A 20845-nucleotide genomic window follows, 5' to 3' on the forward strand; every position below is an offset into this window, starting at 1 on the left:
CACGACGGCGCAGCTCAGGCGGGTAGGAAGAGGGACGTGCCATGACTCGAATCCTTACACGAAATCGAGCCTCTACCGAACCCGGGGCGGTTCACTGCAGCTCCGCCAGTCGGGCTCCTTCCTGCCTCGGGAAGAAGGCCCTCAGCGGGCGGAGCCTGAACCGGCATCGCCCGGACCGTCGATCCGAGGAGTGCCATCAGGGGAGTAGTCGACCGCGATGATGTTGAGTGGACCGACCCATTCCTCCATGGTCTTCAACGCTTCCTCGGGAAGCTCAGTGGTGAAGAGCATCGCAAGGTTCTCCTGAGCGCGCGAGCAAGCGACGTAGAAGAGGTTCCGCGACCGCTCGAACCTCTTTCGATCCTCATCGTTGAGCGAGTGACTGTGAGGGAACCCAGCGAGCATCTTCGGGAAGTTATACCGAGACCAGCCGCCGAATACAGCCAGTACGGATGGGTATTCCTCGCCCTTGACACCGTGCTGGGTGGAGAACGGTGTCTTATCGTCCACGTACTCACGGAGGGCTACAATCTGGCGATACGGGACTTCTCGCAGCTTTCCGTACTCGACGATCTGCCGGGGCTCGGACAAAAACTGTCCGGGCTCCAGGGCGCTCAGTGCGGCTGCCCATTTCCGTTGACGGTCGTGAACGGCCCGTGGAGGGGAGAAATAATTCTGCTTTAGTGCGATCTCCAGGACATCTCCGACCGTACCACTGTCGCGAGCTTCGTCAAATCGACGGAAAAGATCTGCCCAGCCGATTTTGTCGCTGCGATGTTCCATGCGAGGGCGAGAGCGCTTCAGGATATCGAACATTAGGCCGTATCGCTTGTTGCGAAAGTATTCGCACGCTGGCTCCAGGGTCTCCAGTAGAAATGCCACGATCTCGTCCTGCTTGCGGACGTAGTCGTCATTGTATTTAAAGACCTCATTTATTTTGCCGAATCCCAGCTCGCTGGCGATCGACGAATGGGTGAGCATGAGGGTCTTCAGTGGAGCGTCCTGGGGGATCGTATTTCGCAGCCGGGCGTCCTCTGCGACGAGGCGAAGAGTTTCTTTTAGTGTTGGATCAGGGATCTGGCCCTTCTTGGAGCGCGACTCCCTGGGGCCGCTCCAGGAATTCGTATGGTAAACCACGACGGAGCCGGTCTTGCGGCCGGGGACCGGAGCTTGCGGAAGCTCAGGCCGCATGTGGTTGAGAAGACTCACCACGGCTGGACTGGAGCGCCAGTTCGCCCGTTTGTCGATCGGATTAACCGGAAGGTGGTCTATCCTTCCGCAGGTCCGATCGTAGATCTGCTGCCAGTGGTCACCGAAGAACCCGTAAGTCGATCCGGTGGACGGGGTCAAGGTACTGCCGGTCATGGCCTCCGCCAAGCCAGCGGGAGTGTCCTGATATTCGTCGATGAAGATGATGGGAAACCTATCGGCGACAAGAGACCGGAATTTCTTCCGCTCGAAGAGCCTGATGGCTAGTGCCGGAACATCGTCGTGATGGAGCCGGGCGACGCCGTCCCTGATGCGGCGAAATCCCAGATCATAGCTGACCGAACAGTCGTCTACGGGGCCTTCCTCGGCCAACAGTCGATCCCAGCCAGGAAGCGTGCTGATCTCTTGCGTGAGTGTCTTTTGAAAGCCGGAAATAATCTCCCAAAGAAAACCGTGGATCGTTCCGGCGAAGACGTGGGAACTGGCGTCAGTTCGACTTATGATCTCATCGCGGGCGACGTTGGTATAGGTGACGCATGCTACCTGCTGGCCTTCTCGGGGCAAGTATGCCGGGCGGTTGTCCAGGATGTGCCGAAGCGCGTCAATGAGTGAATGGGTCTTGCCCGCACCGGCGCCAGCCTCCAATTTGAAGTTACGCCGACCATCCAGGGATGCAAGGATCTCGAACAGTGCATTCCGACTTTCCTGTTCTGCAGTGGCATCGTCTTGGAAAATAGAGATTGTCATCGTATCGCCACCTGGATTTCCGGCAATTCTTCATCGTATTCCGAATCGGGCTTCGGCATGTTTTCCGTAGTGGGCGTCGGTGTCTGGTGGAGCAACCATTCGAGACCACGTTTGATGTAGCGCGGGGGCTTCCAGCTCTCCTCCACGACAGCGAAACGGACGGCAAAGTTGCTCTTCTTCTGCCCCTTCGCCAGCTCTCTGGCCTGCTGCTCCTGCTCTGCAACACTTGTGGTTGCGAAATCTCTCAGCTCGAAAACTTCGGGGTTAGCCAAAATGAACGCATCCTCGAATGTTCGCCCGCACGCGCCGCCGGGAATTTCCGGCACCTGGTAAGCGAGTCCGCGCTTCTCGATCACGGGAACCTCTTTGTCGGCAAGCTTTTCCAGTTCGGCGAGGGTGATTTCCCCGTTGTTGAACCACTTCTTGATACCCTCGTTTGACGTAGTGGTCCCCTCGGTCACGCAGCAACTTTTGAGCCTCTTGGAGGAATCTGGCTTTACCGCGTCGAGGTCGGTGATGACAAGCGTCGGAAGCCCCAAGAAGTCCAGGAACGGATAGAAGAGATGAGCGTACGCGCCGCCGACCTCCATAACGGTGACGTACTGGCTCGCTAGGCCACCTCTTCCTCCCTCGCCGGCCTGGTCGAGCCTCGCGATCGCGGCGGGGATGAAGAGACGTTCGCTCGTTCCCTCGATCAGGATAGCTTTGTCGGCGAAGAAGAGGTCGGCCCTTGTCAAGGTTAGGTACTTGTGCAGGAAATCCTTGCTTACTCCCGGGGCATCGGCAAGATTCAGGACCTGTGAGCTCATAGCACCATCCGGTTCGCTATGCTCGTCCAGCCGGAAGTATCGAACTGCGGAAAATCCCACCCTGTTGGCGATATGAGCGGAGTGGGTTGTCACGAGGAATTGTGCGTTCCATGAATCCAGCTCGTGATCCGTGGCGGGGAAGTTCTTCTTGAAGATCCTGAGCTGGTGAATGAAGATCTCCTGCATCTGGGGGTGCAGGTGGGCTTCGGGTTCCTCAATGAAGACCAAATGGATGCAGGACTGGTTGCGTTGGGCTGCGTAATCACGATAGTAGCTAAAGAGAGTGAGCAGGATTAGGAGAAGATTCCGGGATCCCAGGCCGCTGTACGACTCAGGAAGTTCGATTCCGGCCGATCCTGGGTACCTGATGCTGGTGAAGTTCGATAGAAGACGTTTCGCATCCAGGGTGGTCCGCGTGGAGAAATTTCGGTTCCCCAAGCCGGGATATCCGAAATCGGAGACTGTAGGTGCCATCTTGTCGTACATGTCCTGGATTTTTCCGTCCAGGCTTGAAAAGATCTCCCCCAAGGCAACTTCCGCATCATCAGCGAAATCCCTGAGGGGAGAATTTTCATCCGCCTTAGACGCGCCGATGAAAAGCGATTCGAAGACCTTGCCGATCGGCTCTTTTGGTCGCTCCGTCTCATCATCGAGGCCTCGTTGCGCTTTGACGAAGTCGACCTTGATCGCCCTGGCAACCTCGCTCATCGAAACGTTTCGGAAGTTGGTCGGATCGGCCGGGTCCACGGCCACGGCGGACCGCTCGAAGAAGTGAGGGATTCGAGGGCCTATCAGGGAGAGGAGAAGTGAATCACCCCATCCCTCCACCAAGTCGTCTGGTCCGTCGCGGAAGAAATCCTTCAATGTACCGGGCTTCAGTGCGTAGCGGACAGTCAAAATCGCCTCGGTGCAGTCCGGGTCGAGGTCAACGATGAGTGGGCCGAGAGAGCCGTACTCTGTGGTCTCCTTGTCGTAGCTGATGAAGACGGTCAGCGAGATTTCGGGGAGCAGCTTGCGAGCCGCTTCCTCGCCTCCAGTGGCGAACGCTTTGTATGCCTGGCTGAACTCCGAGTAGGTCTCTGCGGAGAAGTCCTCTACACGGAGCCTGATGTCGCCGGGGCGGAGGAACCTGCTCAGTACCTCTGCCAGTGACGTCTTGCCGGTGTTGTTGCGGCCTACGCAGACTGTGACGTCCTCGTCGAAGGCGATGCTGACGTCTCGCAGAAGCCGGAAATTCTTGACATCCGTTCTCGTGACCCTGGGTGGGCGCACCGTCTGCGTAGTCTGCGGCTGCTCGGAAAGTTCTGGCTGACTCGCGCTCACTATCGCTCCTGTCAGGACACGCACTTGGGCCAAGACAGTAGCCTCGTACGGGTCCGTCATGTGCTTGTTCGGGGCGATCCCTTGCCCCTCTGCGCAAGCCCGCGGCAGCGCTTGCGCGGCAACTCCCAGGGAGCTGGCCGGCTGCACTCTGGCTCAAACACTGTCGTTGCGGGGGCGGGCGGTACTGGTCATAGCGAAGAGCCTGCAGTGGCATGTCCCTGCCGTGCCAGGTGTCGGTGAGCCCGCAGCTGTGCAACGGGTCGACTTGTACGGACAGGCGTGCTTACCAAGTCCGAGCATCACACTGGGGAGCTGATTCCGCGCCTTGGTGCAGTGTCCCTGCCCTCGCGGCCGCTCGATTGTCAGCTGCGGCTCGGCTGCACTGGTAGCCGATCTGGTGTGCGTTGGCCGTCCCGGCGTGTTGGCCAGATCGTCCCCATCGTGGGCTGGGCAGCTGGGATACTGCACCCATGGTGAATCGACTGGTGCACGCCCAGTCGCCGTATCTCCAGCAGCACGCCACCAATCCTGTGGACTGGTGGGAGTGGGGAGAGGAGGCGATGTCAGAAGCAGCAAGGCGGGACGTACCCATCCTCCTCTCGGTAGGGTACGCATCCTGCCATTGGTTACCGCTTCTGACGACAAATCAACTGGTGTCATGTGATGGCGCACGAGTCCTTCGAGGACGAGGCGATCGCCGCCTACGCCAACGAGCACTTCGTCGCGGTGAAGGTGGACCGCGAGGAGCGGCCCGACGTGGACGCGGTGTACATGGAGGCGGTGCAGGCGGCCACCGGCCAGGGCGGGTGGCCGATGACGGTCTTTCTGACGCCCGAGAAGGACCCGTTCTACTTCGGGACGTACTTCCCGCCCGCGCCCCGGCACGGCATGCCCGGGTTCCGGCAGGTGCTGGAGGGGGTCAGCGCGGCCTGGCGGGACCGCCGGGACGAGGTCGGCGAGGTGGCCGAGCGGATCAGGGCCGACCTGGCCGAGCGGGCCTCGGTGTACGGGGCCGGCAGTGGGGTCCACCGGGTGCCCGGTGCCGAGGAGTTGGCGCAGGCGGCGGCCGAGCTCGGCCGGAGCTACGACGCGAAGCGTGGTGGTTTCGGCGGGGCGCCGAAGTTCCCGCCGTCGATGGCGGTGGAGTTCCTGCTCAGGCACCACGCGAGCACCGGCTCGGCCGAGGCGCTGGAGATGGCCCGGCACACCTGTGAGGCGATGGCCCGGGGCGGGATCTACGACCAACTCGGCGGCGGCTTTGCCCGGTACGCGGTGGACGCCGACTGGGTGGTCCCGCACTTCGAGAAGATGCTCTACGACAACGCCCTGCTGCTCCGGGTCTACCTGCACCTGTGGCGGGCCACCGGCGCCGAGCTGCCGCGCCGGATCGCGCTGGAGACCGCCGACTTCCTGCTCGCCGAACTCCGCACTCCCGAGGGCGGTTTCGCCTCCGCGCTGGACGCGGACAGCCTGGACCCGGCCACCGGTAAGTCGGCCGAGGGCGCGTACTACGCCTGGACCCCCGAGCAGCTGACCGAGGTGCTGGGTGCCGAGGACGGCGCGCTGGCCACCGGGCTGTTCGAGGTGACCGGCACCTTCGAGCACGGCTCCTCGGTGCTCCAGCTGCTCGCCGACCCGGCGGACGACAAGGCGTACGGCCGGATCAGGGAGCGGCTGCTGACGGCCCGTCGGCAGCGGCCCGCCCCGGCCCGGGACGACAAGGTGGTGGCGGCCTGGAACGGGCTGGCGATCGCCGCGCTGGCCGAGACCGGCGCCCTGTTGGAGCGGCCCGACCTGGTGGAGGCCGCCGTCCGGGCCGCCGACCTGCTGCTCGCCGTGCACCTGACCGAGGACGGCCGCCTGCTGCGGACCTCCCGGGACGGCCGGGCCGGTGCCAACGCGGGTGTGCTGGAGGACTACGCCGACACCGCCGAGGGCTTCCTCGCGCTGTACGCGGTGACCGGCGACGCCGAGTGGCTCGGGCTGGCCGGCGGGCTGCTCGACACCGTGCTGAGTCACTTTGTCGACACTGCCTCGGGCGCCCTCTACGACACGGCGGACGACGCCGAGCAGCTGATCCGCCGCCCGCAGGACCCGACCGACAACGCCACTCCCTCGGGGTGGACCGCCGCCGCGCAGGCCCTGCTCAGCTACGCCGCCTACACCGGCTCCGAGCGCCACCGGACCGCCGCCGAGCGGGCGTTGGGCATCGTCGGCGCCCTGGGAAGCCGAGCGCCCCGGTTCATCGGCTGGGGCCTGGCCGCCGCCGAGGCGCTGGCCGACGGGCCGCGCGAGGTCGCCGTGATCGGCCGGCCCGGGGCCGCCGAGACCGCGCTGCTGCACCGGACCGCCCTGCTCGGCACCGCCCCGGGCGCCGTGGTGGCGGTCGGCGAGCCGGGTTCGACGGAGGTCCCGCTGCTGGCCGACCGGCCGCTGCTGGACGGCGAGTCGGCCGCGTACGTCTGCCACCACTTCAGCTGCGACGCCCCGACGGCCGACCCGGTGGAGCTGGCCCGGAAGCTCGGGGTGCGGGTCGGAAACCTCGGTGCGTGAGCCGTCGGTGATCAGCCACAATGCCCCATGACCTGGACCCTCAGCCCCTCCCTGGACGAGTTCCGCGCGCAGGCCGGTGACTTCCTGGCCGCCCATCCGGCCGAGAACACCGTGCTGCTCACCCTGGTGCACAACCTCACCGAGGGCGGGCCGCACGTCTTCGGCCCGGACGATCCGCAGTACGGCTGGTGGCGCCCCGGGTCGGGCGCCCCGGTCGTGGGGGCCTTCGCGCGGACGCCGCCGTACCCGCTCCGGCTCAGTCTGATGCCGGAGCGGGCGGCCACCGAACTGGCGCTCGCGCTGGCCGGTACGGAGCTGTCGGGGCTGGGCGGCGGGGTGGCCCCGGCCCACGCCTTCGCGGCGGCCTGGGCGGCGGAGAGCACCGTCACCGCCAACGAACGGCTGTACAGACTGGGTACTTTGGTCGACCCCTCGCCGCTGCCCGCCGGGACGGTCCGGCCCGCCACGGCGGACGACGTCGAGCTGCTGGTGAGGTGGTTCGGGGAATTCGTCGCCGAGGCGGAGTTGGCCGTCCCCGGCGAGAACCACCGGCCCACGGTCGAACGGCGGACCGCCGGTGGGCACCTGCACATCTGGGAGCACCGGGGCACCCCCGTCTCGTTCGCCGGGGTCAGCCCCGTGATCGCCGGGATGTCGCGGATCGGGCCGGTCTACACACCGCCGGAGCACCGGGGGCGGGGCTACGCGAGCGGGGTCGTGGCGGCGGGGTCGGCCCACGCACTGGCCGGCGGCGCGGCGGAGGTGCTGCTCTACACGGACCTCGGCAACCCGACCAGCAACTCGATCTACCAGAAGCTGGGTTACCGGGCCGTCGAGGACTGCGTCAGCCTGAGCTTCGAGGTCTGACACCGGGTGGGGGCGTGGGGAGGGCACCACCGGGATCCGGAGCCATGACGAGACGTGGCCTGGCGCTGGCCTTCGCGATACCCCTCCCGTGCTGCCGGGTGCCCGCGCGGCGTACGCGGAGGTCTGCACGTCGATGGCCACCGGCACCTACCGGACCGACGGCGAGCCCGACCCCGACCCCGGTCACCCTGGCGGTCGCCCCCGCCGCCCCCGTCGGCCACAGTGGTTCCGGGCTGCCGTGGGCGCTGGGCGCCCTGGTCGCGGTGGCCGGGCTCGGGGCCGGCGGGGTGTGGGTGGTGCGGCGCCGACGCGACGTGGCGGCGGGCGGTGCGCAGGACGGCTTCTAGTCCCAGTCCCAGCGGATGCCCAGCAGACACGGCGTCAGCGCGCTCGCCATCAGGTGCACGCAGTGGTGCCCGTCGAGCGTCAGCTCCTCGGTCTCGTACGGTTCGCCGCCCGGGCTGCGGGAGGTGAAGCGGTGGCAGCGGACCGGGAGGGCGTCGGGGTGGAAGGTGATCTGCAGGACGTACTGGCCGGCGCCCGAGTTGAAGCCCCGGACGTACTCGCAGCTGGGCCCGGGGGCGGGGGCGTCGTCGAAGCCGTAGCCGAGCAGGTGGGTGTCGCCGGTGCGCAGGCGGCGGTCCAGCAGGAGTTCGGCGACCAGGAGTTCGGCTTCGGGATCGCGGCGGATCCGGCCGGGGCGGCAGTTCTCCTCGGCCCGGACGGTGACCCGGCCGATGTCGCAGCCGGGGTCGCCCTGGTAGAGGGCCAGGTAGCGGTCGATGCCGTCCCGGTGGGCCCGGAGGGCGTGCTGGGAGTCGCGGCGGACCATCTGCCGGTCGGCGCCGATCCGGATCCGTTCGATGTGGGTGACGGTGTGCAGGCCGGTGTCCGGCGGGCCGGCGATGGTGGCGAGCAGGCCGTCCACCGCCGCGGCCGGGGCGATCAGGTCGCGGTACGGGCGGGTGGCCGGCGAGGCGGGTCCGGCCGGGGCCTGGCGAGGGCCGAGCAGGCGGGTGAGGGAGTGCTCGGGGAGTTCCAGCACCTCCTCCAGCACCCGGACCGCGCGCAGTGATTCGGCCCGCTCGGGGCGGCGCCGGCCCTGCTGCCAGTAGCTCAGGCTGGTGACGCCGACCTGGACCCCGCGTTGGGCGAGGTGCTGCCGGAGGCGGTTCAGGGCCAGGCCGCGGGCGCTGATGGCCGCGCGCAGGGCGAGGTGGAAGGGGCCGGTACGGAGTACCGCCGCCAGCTCGGGCTGGACGGTCTGCTGCATGGCCGACTCCCGTCTGCCTGGTTGACCGTGAATATTCACACGTGCCAGGCGAGTTGTCATCAGGTGACGCGGATATCCGGCCCCCGAACGGGAGTTCCGTTCACATCGCGGGCGGGTCCGTTCACACCCGGCCGGGGCGGCCGACCAGGTCCGTTGACCGGGACACGGCACGGGCCGATGCTCTGTCCACCGCGTCCGGACGCGGTCCCCCACATCCCCTCTCCTGCGGACTCGCAAGGAGGAGAAGCCCATGCCAACTTCCCGGACACGCCTGCGCCAGGCGGTCGCCGCCCTCGCTCTCGGCATTCTCGCGCCGGCCCTCACGGTGGCCACCGCCGCCCCGGCGCCGGCCGCCGGCATCCCCCACCTCCAGCCGGCCTCGGTGACCCCGGGGGCCGTCTCGGCCCTGGCGGCGCGCAAGCTCAACATCACCATGCAGTCGCAGCAGCAGACCAACTGGTGCTGGGCGGCGAGCGGCAACACGATCGCCACCTACTTCGGCTACACCTACAGCCAGAACCAGTTCTGCAACGTGGCCTTCAACCGGTCCGTGAACGCCAGTTGCCCCAACAACCAGGCGTCGCTGGCCAACGTGCAGACCGCGCTGAACTGGATCGGCATCAACTCCGGTTCGTACGTCACCGGTTACCTGCGCAACAGCACCGTGCAGACCGAGATCAACGCCAACCGGCCGATCGAGACCCGGATCCAGTGGAGCTCCGGCGGCGGCCACATGCACGTGATCTACGGCTACGACACCAGCAACAACTTCGTCTACTGGGGCGACCCGTGGCCGTCGAACAACCGCTACAACTGGGCGGACTACTCGTACTACGTGAGCAACAGCTCGTTCTCCTGGACCCACTCCCTCTACCGGATCGGTGCGTGAGGAGATGACCGAGATGCGTAGGCACACCCGCCGCCTGGCGGCCGTCACCGCGTTGGCCGCCACCCTCGGCCTGGCCCTCGCGCTCCCCGCCCAGGCGGCGGAGGGCGGCGCCCCGGCCCCGTTCGCGGCCGCCGAGCTGTCGGCGGCCCGGGGTGCGGCCGAGTCCCCGGCCGTGCTGGACCAGCTGGGCCGGTTCTTCGCCCGCAAGGGCGCGCCGCCGACCAAGTCGCTCGACCTCAGCCCGGCCGACGAGGCCCGGGCCGCCGCACAGGCCGCACCTCGGCTGAGCGGTGCCACCGTGCCGGTCTACACCCTGGACCCGGCGTTCGTGGCGGGCACGGCCGGCGCGGTCGTGGCCAAGGCCGAGTTCGTGGCCAGCAAGGTGGTCGCGGCCGACGGGCAGACCGCCTCGGTCTGGACCGTCAAGCAGGACGGCGGCTGGCGGGTCGTCAACATCGCCACCGGCGGTGACGAGACCGACTACGCGGCGCAGGCCGCGGGCACCGGCGGCGGCACGGTCTTCCGGGAGCCGCAGCTGAACGCCTGGTACGTGCTGCGCGGCGACCGGGTGCTGCCGCTGGACGAGGACGCGGTCCGGTCGGTCGGCTCGGCCGGGGTCAGCCTGGCCGGGTACCAGCAGCTGGTGCACCAGCGGTACGGCGACAAGCTGCCCGGTTCGGCGTACGACCGGGCGGGCAAGGGCGGTGGTTACGAGGCGGCCGGGCCGGCTGCGGAGCCGGCCGGTCTGCCGTCGCTGACGGCGGGAGTGGCGGGCGCGGCCCTGGCGGCCACCGCTCTCACCGGGATCGGCCTGGCGGTCCGCCGCCACCGGCAGGACGGCTGATCCACCGGACGGGAGGGCGGTACGGGGAAGTCCCCCTACCGCCCTTCGTCGTGTGCCTCCGGTGTGCGCCCACCCGGCGATTTGACGAACCGTTGACCCCTCGTTCGCCTGGCCGCCCGACCGGTATGTCACCGTGTGTGGTGTTGAGTACCCGGCGGGTGGCTGAAGGGGGAGCAGATGGCGGCGCGGGGAGTGCGGGTCGAGGGCGCGCTGGTGGGCGTGGCCGCCGCGCTGGCGGTCGTGCTGGCGTACGTGTTCGGCGGCCCGCAGCTGGTCTGGGTCGTCGCGGCGGCCGAGGTCGCCCTGGTGATGCTGGACGTGGCCCGCCGGTTCCGGGTGCGAGGGCTCGGGCGGCCGGGCCCGGAGGAGCCGGCGGAGGCGCACTGCGAGCGCTGCCGCCGGGCCAGGGAACGGCTGGACGGCCGCTCAGTTGGCGATGTTGTACGCCACCAGTGAGATGCCGACGTACTGGGCGATGAACGCGCCCAGGGTGAAGGCGTGGAAGACCTCGTGGAAGCCGAACCAGCGCGGTGACGGGTTCGGCTTCTTCAGTCCGTAGACCACCCCGCCCAGGCTGTAGAGCACCCCGCCGACGATCAGCAGCGTGACCACCGCCGCGCCGCCGGCCCGCAGGAACTCGGGCAGGAAGAACACCGCGGCCCAGCCGAGCGCCAGGTAGCAGGGCGTGTAGAGCCAGCGCGGCGCCCCGACCCAGAACACCCGGAACGCGATCCCGGCCAGCGCTCCGCCCCAGACTAGCCAGAGCAGCAGCTCCCGCTGGCCGCCCTCCAGCAACAGGATGGTGAACGGGGTGTACGAGCCCGCGATGATCAGGAAGATGTTCGCGTGGTCGAGCCGGCGCAGGATCGCGTCGCCGCGCGGCCCCCAGGTGAAGCGGTGGTACACCGCGCTGACCCCGAACAGCAGCCAGGCGCTGACCGAGTAGATCGCGCAGGCGATCCGCGCCTCGGTGGAATCCGCCAGGCAGATCAACACGATTCCGGCGGCCAGCGCCGCCGGGAACATCCCCGCGTGCAGCCATCCGCGCCAGATGGGCTTGATCTCGACCGATACGTCCGTCATGGCCAACATGCTACCTACGGTTCCGTAGGTTACTGGCACGTAGGTAGTGACGGTCACCACTTTTGGACGTTATGGAGTATTGGATCGAGGTCACCCAAGGGCTCGGGTCGGACTTCTGCGCCTTGTTACCGCCCAGTACTTCGCCAGAACGGCGCAAAACTTCGGTCGAAATTGCCATCTTGCCGTGTTGGGGCCTTGAGGCCGGAGCTACGGTGTAACCACCCTCAAACCCCCGCGACGCCGTCTCCTAGCCGAGATGGCGTGAAACGGAGCGATCGTGTCGTACGAGAACTCTGCTCTCAGCGCATCCGCGCCCACCCGCCACAAGCGTCTGCTGGCCTGGGTGAGCGAGATCGCGGAGCTGACCCAGCCGGACCGCGTCGAGTGGTGTGACGGCTCGGAGGAGGAGTACCAGCGCCTCGCCGATCTGCTGGTCGCCCAGGGCACCTTCAGGAAGCTCAACCCGGAGAAGCGGGTCAACTCCTACCTCGCCACCTCCGACCCGTCCGACGTGGCCCGGGTCGAGGACCGCACCTACATCTGCTCCGAGCAGGAGAAGGACGCCGGTCCGACCAACAACTGGAAGGCCCCCGCCGAGATGCGGGAGATCTTCACCGGCACGGACGGCCTGTTCAAGGGCGCCATGAAGGGCCGCACGATGTACGTCGTGCCGTTCTCGATGGGCCCGGTCGGCTCGCCGCTGGCGGCGTACGGCGTGGAGATCACCGACTCCGCCTACGTCGCGGTCTCGATGCGCGTGATGACCCGGATGGGTCAGGCCGTGCTCGACCAGCTCGGCGAGGACGGCGAGTTCGTCAAGGCCGTGCACACCGTCGGCGCCCCGCTGGCCGAGGGCGAGGCCGACGTGCCGTGGCCCTGCAACACCACCAAGTACATCTCGCACTACCCGGAGACCCGGGAGATCTGGTCCTTCGGCTCGGGCTACGGCGGCAACGCCCTGCTCGGCAAGAAGTGCTACGCGCTCCGGATCGCCTCCACGATGGCCCGGGACGAGGGCTGGCTGGCCGAGCACATGCTCGTGCTCAAGCTCACCCCGCCGAGCGGCGCCGAGCCCAAGTACATCGCCGCCGCCTTCCCGTCCGCCTGCGGCAAGACCAACCTGGCGATGCTCCAGCCGACCATCCCGGGCTGGAAGGTCGAGACCATCGGCGACGACATCGCCTGGATGCGGTTCGGCGCCGACGGGCAGCTCTACGCGATCAACCCGGAGGCCGGCTTCTTCGGCGTCGCCCCCGGCACCGGCGTGGACACCAACGCCAACGCGATCGACACCCTCTGGGGCAACACGGTCTTCACCAACGTCGCGCTGACCGACGACGGCGACGTCTGGTGGGAGGGCCTCACCGAGGAGCCCCCGGCGCACCTGACCGACTGGCGCGGCAACGACTGGACCCCCGAGTCCGGCACCCCCGCCGCCCACCCCAACGCGCGGTTCGCCGTCCCGGCCGCGCAGTGCCCGACCATCGCGCCGGAGTGGGAGGACCAGGCCGGGGTGCCGATCTCGGCCATCCTGTTCGGCGGCCGCCGGGCCACCGCCGTCCCGCTGGTGACCGAGTCCTTCGACTGGCAGCACGGCGTCTTCCTGGGCGCCAACATCGCCTCCGAGAAGACCGCCGCCGCCGAGGGCACCGTGGGCGAGCTGCGCCGCGACCCGTTCGCGATGCTGCCGTTCTGCGGCTACAACATGGGCGACTACTTCGGCCACTGGCTGAAGCTCGGCGCGCAGGCCGACGCGGCCAAGCTGCCGAAGATCTACTACGTCAACTGGTTCCGCAAGAACACGGCCGGCGACTTCGTCTGGCCGGGCTACGGCGAGAACAGCCGGGTGCTGAAGTGGATCGTCGAGCGCCTGGAGGGCGTCGGCGCCGGGGTCGAGACCCCGATCGGCGTGCTGCCGACCGTCGAGGGCTTCGACCTCAAGGGCCTGGACATCCCGCAGCGCGACCTCGACCTGCTGTTCTCGGTGGACGCCGACATCTGGCGGCAGGAGGCCGCCCTGGTGCCGGCCCACCTGGAGCTGTTCGGCGAGCACACCCCCAAGGCCCTCTGGGACGAGTACGAGGCGCTGGTGCAGCGCCTCGGCTGACGCGGCAGAGACGGCTACGGCCGGAGCCTCGGCCGGACGATCCTCCCCCGACCACGAGGGGATCGTCCGGATCGGGACTCCGGCCGTGACCGTCTCCGCGAGCCTCAGGGTTGGGCGTAGCCGGACAGGAAGTCGCCGATCCGGGTGACGGCGTCGGTGATCTCCTCCGCCCGGGGCAGCGTGACCAGCCGGAAGTGGTCCGGCTCGGGCCAGTTGAAGCCGGTGCCCTGGACGATCAGGATCCGCTGGGACCGCAGCAGGTCCAGCACCATCTGGGCGTCGTCCTTGATCTTGTAGACCTGCGGGTCCAGCCTCGGGAAGGCGTACAGCGCGCCCTTCGGCTTCACGCAGCTCACCCCGGGGATCTCGTTCAGCAGCTTGTACGCCGCGTCCCGGGACTCCAGCAGCCGCCCGCCGGGCAGGATCAGCTCCTTGATGGACTGCCGGCCGCCGAGCGCCGCCGCCACCGCGTGCTGGGCGGGCATGTTGGCGCACAGCCGCATGCTGGCCAGCACGGTCAGGCCCTCGATGTAGCTGCGGGCCCTGGTCCGGTCGCCGGAGAGCACCATCCAGCCGGAGCGGAACCCGGCCACCCGGTACGACTTGGACATGCCGTTGAAGGTGACGCAGAACAGGTCGGGCGCCAGGGTGGCGAGCGGGACGTGGACCGCGTCGTCGTAGAGGATCTTGTCGTAGATCTCGTCCGCGTAGATCACCAGCTTGTGGCGGCGGGCGATCTCGACGATGCCCTCCAGGACCTCCAGCGGGTAGACCGCCCCGGTCGGGTTGTTCGGGTTGATCACCACGATCGCCCTGGTCCGGTCGGTGACCTTGGCCTCGATGTCGGCGAGGTCCGGGTACCACTCCGACTGCTCGTCGCAGCGGTAGTGCACCGCGGTACCGCCGGACAGGCTGACCGAGGCCGTCCACAACGGGTAGTCCGGTGCCGGCACGAGCACCTCGTCGCCGTCGTCCAGCAGCGCGGTCATCGCCAGCTGGATCAGTTCGGAGACCCCGTTGCCGAGGAAGACGTCCTCGACCGTGAGGCCGTGCAGGCCACGCTCCTCGTAGTGCATCACCACCGCCCGGCGGGCGGAGAGCAGACCCTTGGAGTCGCCGTAGCCGTGTGCGGAGGAGAGGTTCTTCAGGATGTCCTGAAGGATCTCGGGCGGCGCGTCGAAGCCGAAGACGGCGGGATTGCCGGTGTTCAGTTTGAGGATGCGATGCCCCTGGTCCTCCAGTCGCATCGCCTCATCGAGCACCGGGCCGCGGATGTCGTAACAGACATTGGCAAGCTTGCTGGACTGGATGACCTGCATGGCAGGTAACTTTACGACCGAAGACCCCGGCCGATCGCGTGCTCTTGGACACAACGTCATGTCGTTCTGCCAGGCTGGTCCCGTGTTCGCGATTCTGGGTGGGGTGGCGGTGGGGCTCGCGCTGGCCCCGGGGGTGCGCCGGGTGGTCGGCCGGTACGCGGTCCCCTATGAGGGCGAGCCCGCGGCGCGCCCGCTGTCGCTGCCGACGGCCGCGCTGGTGTCGGCCGGGGCGGGCGCGGCGGTCGGGGCCGGATACGGCGTGGCCGGGTGGCCGGTGCTGGTCTGGACGGCCCTGCTCGGCGTGGTGCTCGCCCTGGTCGACGCCTCGGTACACCGGCTGCCGGACGTGCTGACCGCGACGCTGGCGGCGGGCACCGCGATCCTGCTGCTGGTGACGGAGCGTCAGTCGCTGCTGCGCTGCCTGCTCGCCGCACTGGCCCTGGGCCTGGGCTTCGCGCTGCTGGCGCTGCTCGTCCCGATCGGCCTCGGTGACGCCAAGCTGGCCCCGAGCCTGGGCGCGTTGCTCGCGGTCACCGGCTGGGCCACCGTGCTGGCGGGCCTGGTGTACGCCTTCCTGCTGGCCGGCCTCTGGGCGGTCGCGCTGCTGCTCACCCGCCGGGCCGGGCGGCAGGACGCGCTGGCCTTCGGCCCGTTCCTGCTGCTCGGCACCCTGCTCGCGGTGCTGATGACCGGGCAGCCGACGGTCTGACGCACCGCCAACGGCGAGGCCCGCCGCACCTGGTGGGTACGGCGGGCCTCGGTGGTACGCGGCCCCACCCTCATAGGGCGGCGCACCGGGGAGGTGTTACGGCATGGCGTGGACGAACGGGCCCACGGTGTTGGAGAAGGCGTTGCCGTTGTTGGCGTCCCAGTTGGTCGACCAGGTCATCGCGCCGCGGATGGTCGGCCACTTGGCCGGCGGGACGAAGCTGCCGCAGTTGGTGCCGGTGGCGAGGCAGCTCAGCGCGTTGTTGACCACGCTCGGGGCCACGTAGCCGCCGCCGGCCGCCTTCGCGGAGGCCGGGACGCCGATGCCGACCTGGTCCGGGCGCAGGCCGCCCTGGATCTGGGTGCAGACCTGGGCGGTGATGAAGTCGATGGTGCCCTGGTTGTAGACCTTGCCGTCGCAGCCGTTCATGCCGCCCGAGTTGTAGAACTGGGTGTTCATCACGGTCAGGATGGACTTGGTCTTGAGCGCCAGCTTGAAGTACGCGCCGTCGGTGCTGTAGACGCCGATGGTCTCGGGCGCCATGGTCAGGACGAACTTCGAGCCGATCTTCGCCTGCAGGTTGAGCAGGGCGGTGCCGAGCTGCTCCGGGTTGACGCCGTTCTCCAGGTCGACGTCGATGCCGTCGAAGCCGTAGTCCTTCAGCACCGCGTAGGCGCTGTCGGTGAAGGCGGCCCCGGCGGTCGCGTCGCCGACCGAGATGGCGCCGTTCTGGCCGCCGATGGAGAGCACGACCTTCTTGCCGGCCGCCTGCTTGGCCTTCACGTCCGCCCGGAACTGCGCGTCGATGTAGCCGCCGAGCTTGCTGGACAGGCCCGGGTCGAGCTGGAAGGTGATCGCACCGGTCCTGGTCGGCACGGCGTCCGCGAACGACACCTCGATGATGTCGTACGCGCTCTGCACCTCGCTCAGCTTCTGGACGGTCGCACCGTTGTCGAAGTTGTGCCAGTAGCCGGTGACCACGTGCTTGGGCAGGTCGGTGACCGGGCCGGTGGGCGTGACGGTCGGGCTGGCGCTGGCCGACGGCGAGGCGGACGCGCTCGGGGAGGCGGAGGCGCTCGGGCTGGCGCTGGCCGACGGGGAGGCGGAGGCGCTGGCGGACGCGCTCGGCGAGGCCGAAGCGCTCGGGGAGGCCGAGGCGGACGGGGAGGCGGTGCCGCCCGGGCCGGTCAGCGTGATGTCGTCCGCGTTGTAGGCGCCCTGGCCGTACCAGCCGTGCACGTACACCGTGACGCTGCTGACGCCCGCGCCGGTGGTGAAGGTGGAGGAGAGCTGGTTCCAGCTGGACTGGCTCGACCAGGTGGACGGGTCGGTGCCGCCGGTGCCGCGCACGCCGAGGTAGGTGTACGGGCCCTGCACCCAACCGGCCAGCGCGTAGCTGGTGTTGGGCAGCACGCTGACGGTCTGCCGGCACTCGGCGGTGTCCCCGGCGGTGGGCGCCGCGTTCAGCGCGTACGAGCCGGAGTGGGCCGGGGTGCCGACGACGCTCGCGCCGCCGGTGCAGGTCCAGCCGCTGAGGTTCCCTCCCTCGAAACCGCCGTTGCTCACCAGGTTGCCCACGGCGGCGCTGGCGCCGCCGGCGAACAGCGCGAGGCCAGTGGCGGCCAGGGCGAGCGCGGTGGTCCCGGCCGCGAGGGCGGCGGGGAGGGAGCTGCGCCGGCGCCGGTGGGACGGCTGCTGCAGCGTTCGGGCCATGGAGACGCTCCTGTGGGGAGGGGAGGAGCCGCCGCGGTGGGGGGCGCGGCGGCTCCGTGTGGGGGAGGGGAGGTCCGCAGTGGTGCTTGGCGAGGGCGGCGACCTGTGGGGTGGTTGCTGCCCTCGGTCAAAAGCTGGACTAGACCATTGGCAAGCGTCAAGAACCCGGCGTCGGCTTACGGGACATTTAAGGAACCGGAGACCGTTCCGTGTCCGGCGTCACACGGCCGATTCGGGGCCGTGACACCTTCGGTACCTGCGGCTTTACCGTGCGGACCGGTCCGGGAGTAGGCTGCGCGAGGGTATTTGCCGTACCCGAGGAGGACCGAGCACGGAGGGGCCGAACACCATGGGTCTGCGCGACGTCGTGGAGCGCACGCCGGGTCTCCGAACCCTGCTGGACAACGCCTACCGGCTCTACGGCCGCCGGGTCGAGGTCCACCTCGCGAACACCCCGCACCACATCGGCGTGATCCTGGACGGCAACCGCCGCTGGGCCCGCGCCACCGGCGGCACCACGGCCGACGGGCACCAGCGCGGCGCGGACAAGATCAGCGAGTTCCTCGGCTGGTGCGACGAGACGCACGTCCAGGTGGTCACGCTCTGGATGCTCTCCACCGACAACCTCTCCCGCCCGGCCGACGAGCTGGTGCCGCTGCTCGGGATCATCGAGGACACCGTCCGCCGGCTGGCCGCCGACGGGCGCTGGCGGGTCCACCCGGTCGGCGCGCTCGACCTGCTCCCGTCCCGGACCTCGGACGTGCTCAAGGAGGCCGCCGAGGCCACCGCCCACATCGACGGCATCACCGTCAACGTCGCGGTCGGGTACGGCGGCCGGCACGAGATCGCCGACGCGGTCCGCTCGCTGCTCCAGGAGCACGCGGGCCGGGGCACCTCGATCGAGGAGCTCGCCGAGATCCTCGACGTCGAGCACATCGCCGAACACCTCTACACCAAGGGCCAGCCCGACCCCGACCTGGTGATCCGCACCTCGGGCGAACAGCGGCTCTCCGGCTTCCTGCTCTGGCAGAGCGCGCACAGCGAGTTCTACTTCTGCGAGGCGTACTGGCCGGCCTTCCGCCGGGTGGACTTCCTCCGGGCGCTGCGGGACTACCAGCTGAGGAACCGTCGCCTCGGGCTGTGAGACGGGCGGTGGCGGGGCTGGGGGTGTGGGGGTCGGCCCCCGTGGTGACGCAGCCTGCTTCTGCGAGGCGTACTGGTCGGCCTTCCGCCGGGTGGCCCCGAGGGTGTGGGGCCTGCGGGCGCTGCGGGACTACCAGTTGAGGAACCGTCGCCTCGGGCTGTGAGACGGGCGGTGGCGGGGCTGGGGGTGCGGGGGTCGGCCCCCGTGGTGTCGCAGCCTGCTTCTGCGAGGCGTACTGGTCGGCCTTCCGCCGGGTGGCCCCGAGGGTGTGGGGCCTGCGGGCGCTGCGGGACTACCAGCTGAGGAACCGTCGCCTCGGGCTGTAGGCGGCAGGGCTCCGGTCCCGGTCGGAGCGGGGCGGTGGTCCCGGGTCCGAGCTGACGCACCGAAAGTTAACCAACGATGATCCGTCGTTGGGTTCGCGGTGCGGTTCGCCTGGGAATACCCCTGTCAGACCGGTACTCCGGCCAACCGGGGTCGCGGGGACCGGCATGCCGCGGGTGACGCAGGGTCATCCGCTCTGGAGGCCTAGTGGTCAGTACAAAGAGCCGCCGGACACCAGACCGGCGCACGTACGTTCTCGACACCAGCGTGCTCCTGGCGGACCCACTCGCCATGACCCGTTTCGAGGAGCACGAGGTCGTCCTCCCCGTGGTCGTGGTCACGGAGTTGGAGGCCAAGCGGCACCATCCGGAGCTGGGCTACTTCGCCCGCCAGGCGCTCAGGCTGCTGGACGACTTCCGGGTCCGTTTCGGGCGCCTGGACGAGCCGATCCCGGTCGGCGAGCTGGGCGGAAGCATCCGGGTGGAGCTCAACCACTCCGACACCTCGGTGCTCCCGGCCGGTTACCGGCTCGGCGGCGGCGAGGCGGACACCAGGATCCTCGCCGTCGCGCGCAACCTGCAGGCCGAGGGGTACGACGTCACCGTCGTCTCCAAGGACCTGCCGATGCGGATCAAGGCCAGCGCGGTCGGCCTGCTCGCCGAGGAGTACCGGGCCGAGCTGGCGATCACCTCCGGTTGGACCGGAATGTCCGAACTGCACGTCTCCGGCGATCAGGTGGACGCGCTGTTCGGCGCCGGCCACGACACCGCGGTGGACGTGCAGGGCGCGGCGGAGCTCCCGGTGCACACCGGGCTGGTGCTCACCTCGGAGCGCGGCCGGGCCCTCGGCCGGGTCACCCAGGACGGCCGGGTCCGGCTGGTCCGGGGCGACCGCGAGGTGTTCGGGCTGCGCGGCCGGAGCGCCGAGCAGCGGGTCGCCCTCGACCTGCTGCTCGACCAGGAGGTCGGGATCGTCTCGATGGGCGGCCGGGCGGGTACCGGCAAGTCCGCGTTGGCGCTGTGCGCCGGTCTCGAGGCGGTGCTGGAGCGGCAGCAGCACCGGAAGGTGATGGTCTTCCGGCCGCTCTACGCGGTCGGCGGGCAGGAGTTGGGCTATCTGCCCGGTTCCGAGTCGGAGAAGATGAGCCCCTGGGCCCAGGCGGTCTTCGACACCCTCTCGGCCGTCACCACCCCGGACGTGATCGAGGAGGTGATCTCCCGCGGGATGCTGGAGGTCCTCCCGCTCACCCACATCCGGGGCCGGTCGCTGCACGACGCCTTCGTGATCGTGGACGAGGCGCAGTCGCTGGAGCGGAACGTGCTGCTCACCGTGCTGTCCCGGATCGGCCAGGGGTCGCGGGTGGTGCTCACCCACGACGTCGCCCAGCGCGACAACCTCCGGGTCGGCCGGTACGACGGTGTGGTCGCGGTGGTGGAGAAGCTGAAGGGGCACCCGCTGTTCGCCCACATCACGCTGACCCGCTCGGAGCGGTCGCCGATCGCGGCGCTGGTGACGGAGCTGCTGGAGGACGTGAACCCCTAGGTCGCCCCCGGTCATAACGGGGCAGAGCCGGACAGCGGGACCTGGTACGAAGTATCAGGTCCCGCTGCTGTCACCACATCTGACGATCCTTCGCCGGGCACTCGGGCAAACGTGCTGGTCGCGAAGTCTGTGAGATGCGCCACGCAACCGGGAATTGCGTTGACCCGTCCCCGTGCGGCATGGTGAGGGTTCTGTCAGGCCCCGCGTACGGCACATATCACCCGACAACTCCGGTTGTCGGGTGGAAAACTGAACAACGATGAGCCGTACGCCGCCCGAACGAAACGCCGATCCGGCACCCGCCGGTCCGGTGCCGGGCCCGTGTCTCCCGTGACCAGCACCATCATGGAGACCAGCGACGAGGGGCATGTTGCGCCCCAGCGGTCACGT

General features: G+C 68.8%; 14 protein-coding genes and 1 pseudogene. 9 read left to right on the plus strand and 6 right to left on the minus strand.

Annotated elements, in window-relative coordinates; translation table 11 throughout:
* Window positions 1–141: 141 nt before the first annotated feature.
* Together ACIRPK_RS30110 and ACIRPK_RS30115 are read right to left on the minus strand one after the other, a co-directional pair.
* Window positions 142–1956, minus strand: coding sequence for a UvrD-helicase domain-containing protein (locus ACIRPK_RS30110; protein ID WP_403044184.1), 1815 nt, complete (start codon window positions 1954–1956; stop codon window positions 142–144).
* Complete coding sequence (locus tag ACIRPK_RS30115; RefSeq protein WP_403044185.1) at window positions 1953–4088, minus strand: ATP-dependent nuclease; 2136 nt, start codon at window positions 4086–4088, stop codon at window positions 1953–1955. Before ACIRPK_RS30115 ends, ACIRPK_RS30110 begins: the two co-directional genes overlap by 4 nt.
* A gap of 470 nt (window positions 4089–4558) precedes the next feature.
* Between ACIRPK_RS30115 and ACIRPK_RS30120 the strand changes: the two are divergent.
* Together ACIRPK_RS30120 and ACIRPK_RS30125 are read left to right on the plus strand one after the other, a co-directional pair.
* Window positions 4559–6641: pseudogene (locus ACIRPK_RS30120) on the plus strand (thioredoxin domain-containing protein).
* Window positions 6642–6668: 27 nt separating this feature from the next.
* Window positions 6669–7508: a GNAT family N-acetyltransferase gene (locus ACIRPK_RS30125; RefSeq protein WP_403044187.1), complete on the plus strand. Its 840-nt coding sequence runs from the start codon at window positions 6669–6671 to the stop codon at window positions 7506–7508.
* A 343-nt stretch (window positions 7509–7851) separates the two neighbouring features.
* Here the strand turns inward: ACIRPK_RS30125 and ACIRPK_RS30130 are convergent, their stop codons facing one another.
* On the minus strand, window positions 7852–8781 hold the full coding sequence (locus tag ACIRPK_RS30130) for a hypothetical protein (protein ID WP_403044189.1): 930 nt from the start codon (window positions 8779–8781) through the stop codon (window positions 7852–7854).
* 250 nt (window positions 8782–9031) lie between these two features.
* On the opposite strand from ACIRPK_RS30130, the gene ACIRPK_RS30135 reads away from it, so the two are divergent.
* From ACIRPK_RS30135 to ACIRPK_RS30145, 3 genes are all read left to right on the plus strand, one after another.
* On the plus strand, window positions 9032–9670 hold the full coding sequence (locus ACIRPK_RS30135) for a papain-like cysteine protease family protein (protein WP_403044190.1): 639 nt from the start codon (window positions 9032–9034) through the stop codon (window positions 9668–9670).
* 4 nt (window positions 9671–9674) lie between these two features.
* Window positions 9675–10514, plus strand: coding sequence for a hypothetical protein (locus tag ACIRPK_RS30140; RefSeq protein WP_403044192.1), 840 nt, complete (start codon window positions 9675–9677; stop codon window positions 10512–10514).
* Window positions 10515–10691: 177 nt separating this feature from the next.
* Window positions 10692–10970, plus strand: a complete 279-nt coding sequence (locus tag ACIRPK_RS30145) for a hypothetical protein (protein ID WP_403044194.1) — start codon at window positions 10692–10694, stop codon at window positions 10968–10970.
* Here the strand turns inward: ACIRPK_RS30145 and ACIRPK_RS30150 are convergent.
* Entirely contained in the window at window positions 10941–11606 is a 666-nt protein-coding gene (locus ACIRPK_RS30150) for a hemolysin III family protein (protein WP_403044195.1), read from the minus strand. The two genes, ACIRPK_RS30145 and ACIRPK_RS30150, sit on opposite strands and share 30 nt — an antisense overlap.
* Window positions 11607–11874: 268 nt before the next feature.
* Here ACIRPK_RS30150 and ACIRPK_RS30155 point away from each other — a divergent pair, with 268 nt between their 5' ends.
* Complete coding sequence (locus ACIRPK_RS30155; RefSeq protein WP_403044196.1) at window positions 11875–13704, plus strand: phosphoenolpyruvate carboxykinase (GTP); 1830 nt, start codon at window positions 11875–11877, stop codon at window positions 13702–13704.
* Between the two features lie 104 nt (window positions 13705–13808).
* On the opposite strand, the gene ACIRPK_RS30160 is transcribed toward ACIRPK_RS30155, so the two are convergent.
* On the minus strand, window positions 13809–15023 hold the full coding sequence (locus ACIRPK_RS30160; RefSeq protein WP_403044198.1) for a pyridoxal phosphate-dependent aminotransferase: 1215 nt from the start codon (window positions 15021–15023) through the stop codon (window positions 13809–13811).
* A gap of 82 nt (window positions 15024–15105) precedes the next feature.
* Between ACIRPK_RS30160 and ACIRPK_RS30165 the strand changes: the two genes are divergently transcribed.
* Complete coding sequence (locus ACIRPK_RS30165; protein WP_403044199.1) at window positions 15106–15732, plus strand: prepilin peptidase; 627 nt, start codon at window positions 15106–15108, stop codon at window positions 15730–15732.
* 96 nt (window positions 15733–15828) lie between these two features.
* Here ACIRPK_RS30165 and ACIRPK_RS30170 read toward each other — a convergent pair whose 3' ends face one another.
* On the minus strand, window positions 15829–17445 hold the full coding sequence (locus ACIRPK_RS30170) for a chitinase (RefSeq protein ID WP_403044200.1): 1617 nt from the start codon (window positions 17443–17445) through the stop codon (window positions 15829–15831).
* 349 nt (window positions 17446–17794) lie between these two features.
* Here ACIRPK_RS30170 and ACIRPK_RS30175 point away from each other — a divergent pair, with 349 nt between their 5' ends.
* A complete protein-coding gene (locus ACIRPK_RS30175) occupies window positions 17795–18589 on the plus strand; it encodes an isoprenyl transferase (RefSeq protein WP_403044202.1) in 795 nt (264 codons plus the stop codon).
* A 531-nt stretch (window positions 18590–19120) separates the two neighbouring features.
* Window positions 19121–20455, plus strand: coding sequence for a PhoH family protein (locus tag ACIRPK_RS30180; protein WP_403044204.1), 1335 nt, complete (start codon window positions 19121–19123; stop codon window positions 20453–20455).
* Window positions 20456–20845 lie beyond the last annotated feature (390 nt).

Source organism: Kitasatospora sp. NPDC101801 (assembly GCF_044766665.1).
Classification (GTDB): domain Bacteria; phylum Actinomycetota; class Actinomycetes; order Streptomycetales; family Streptomycetaceae; genus Kitasatospora.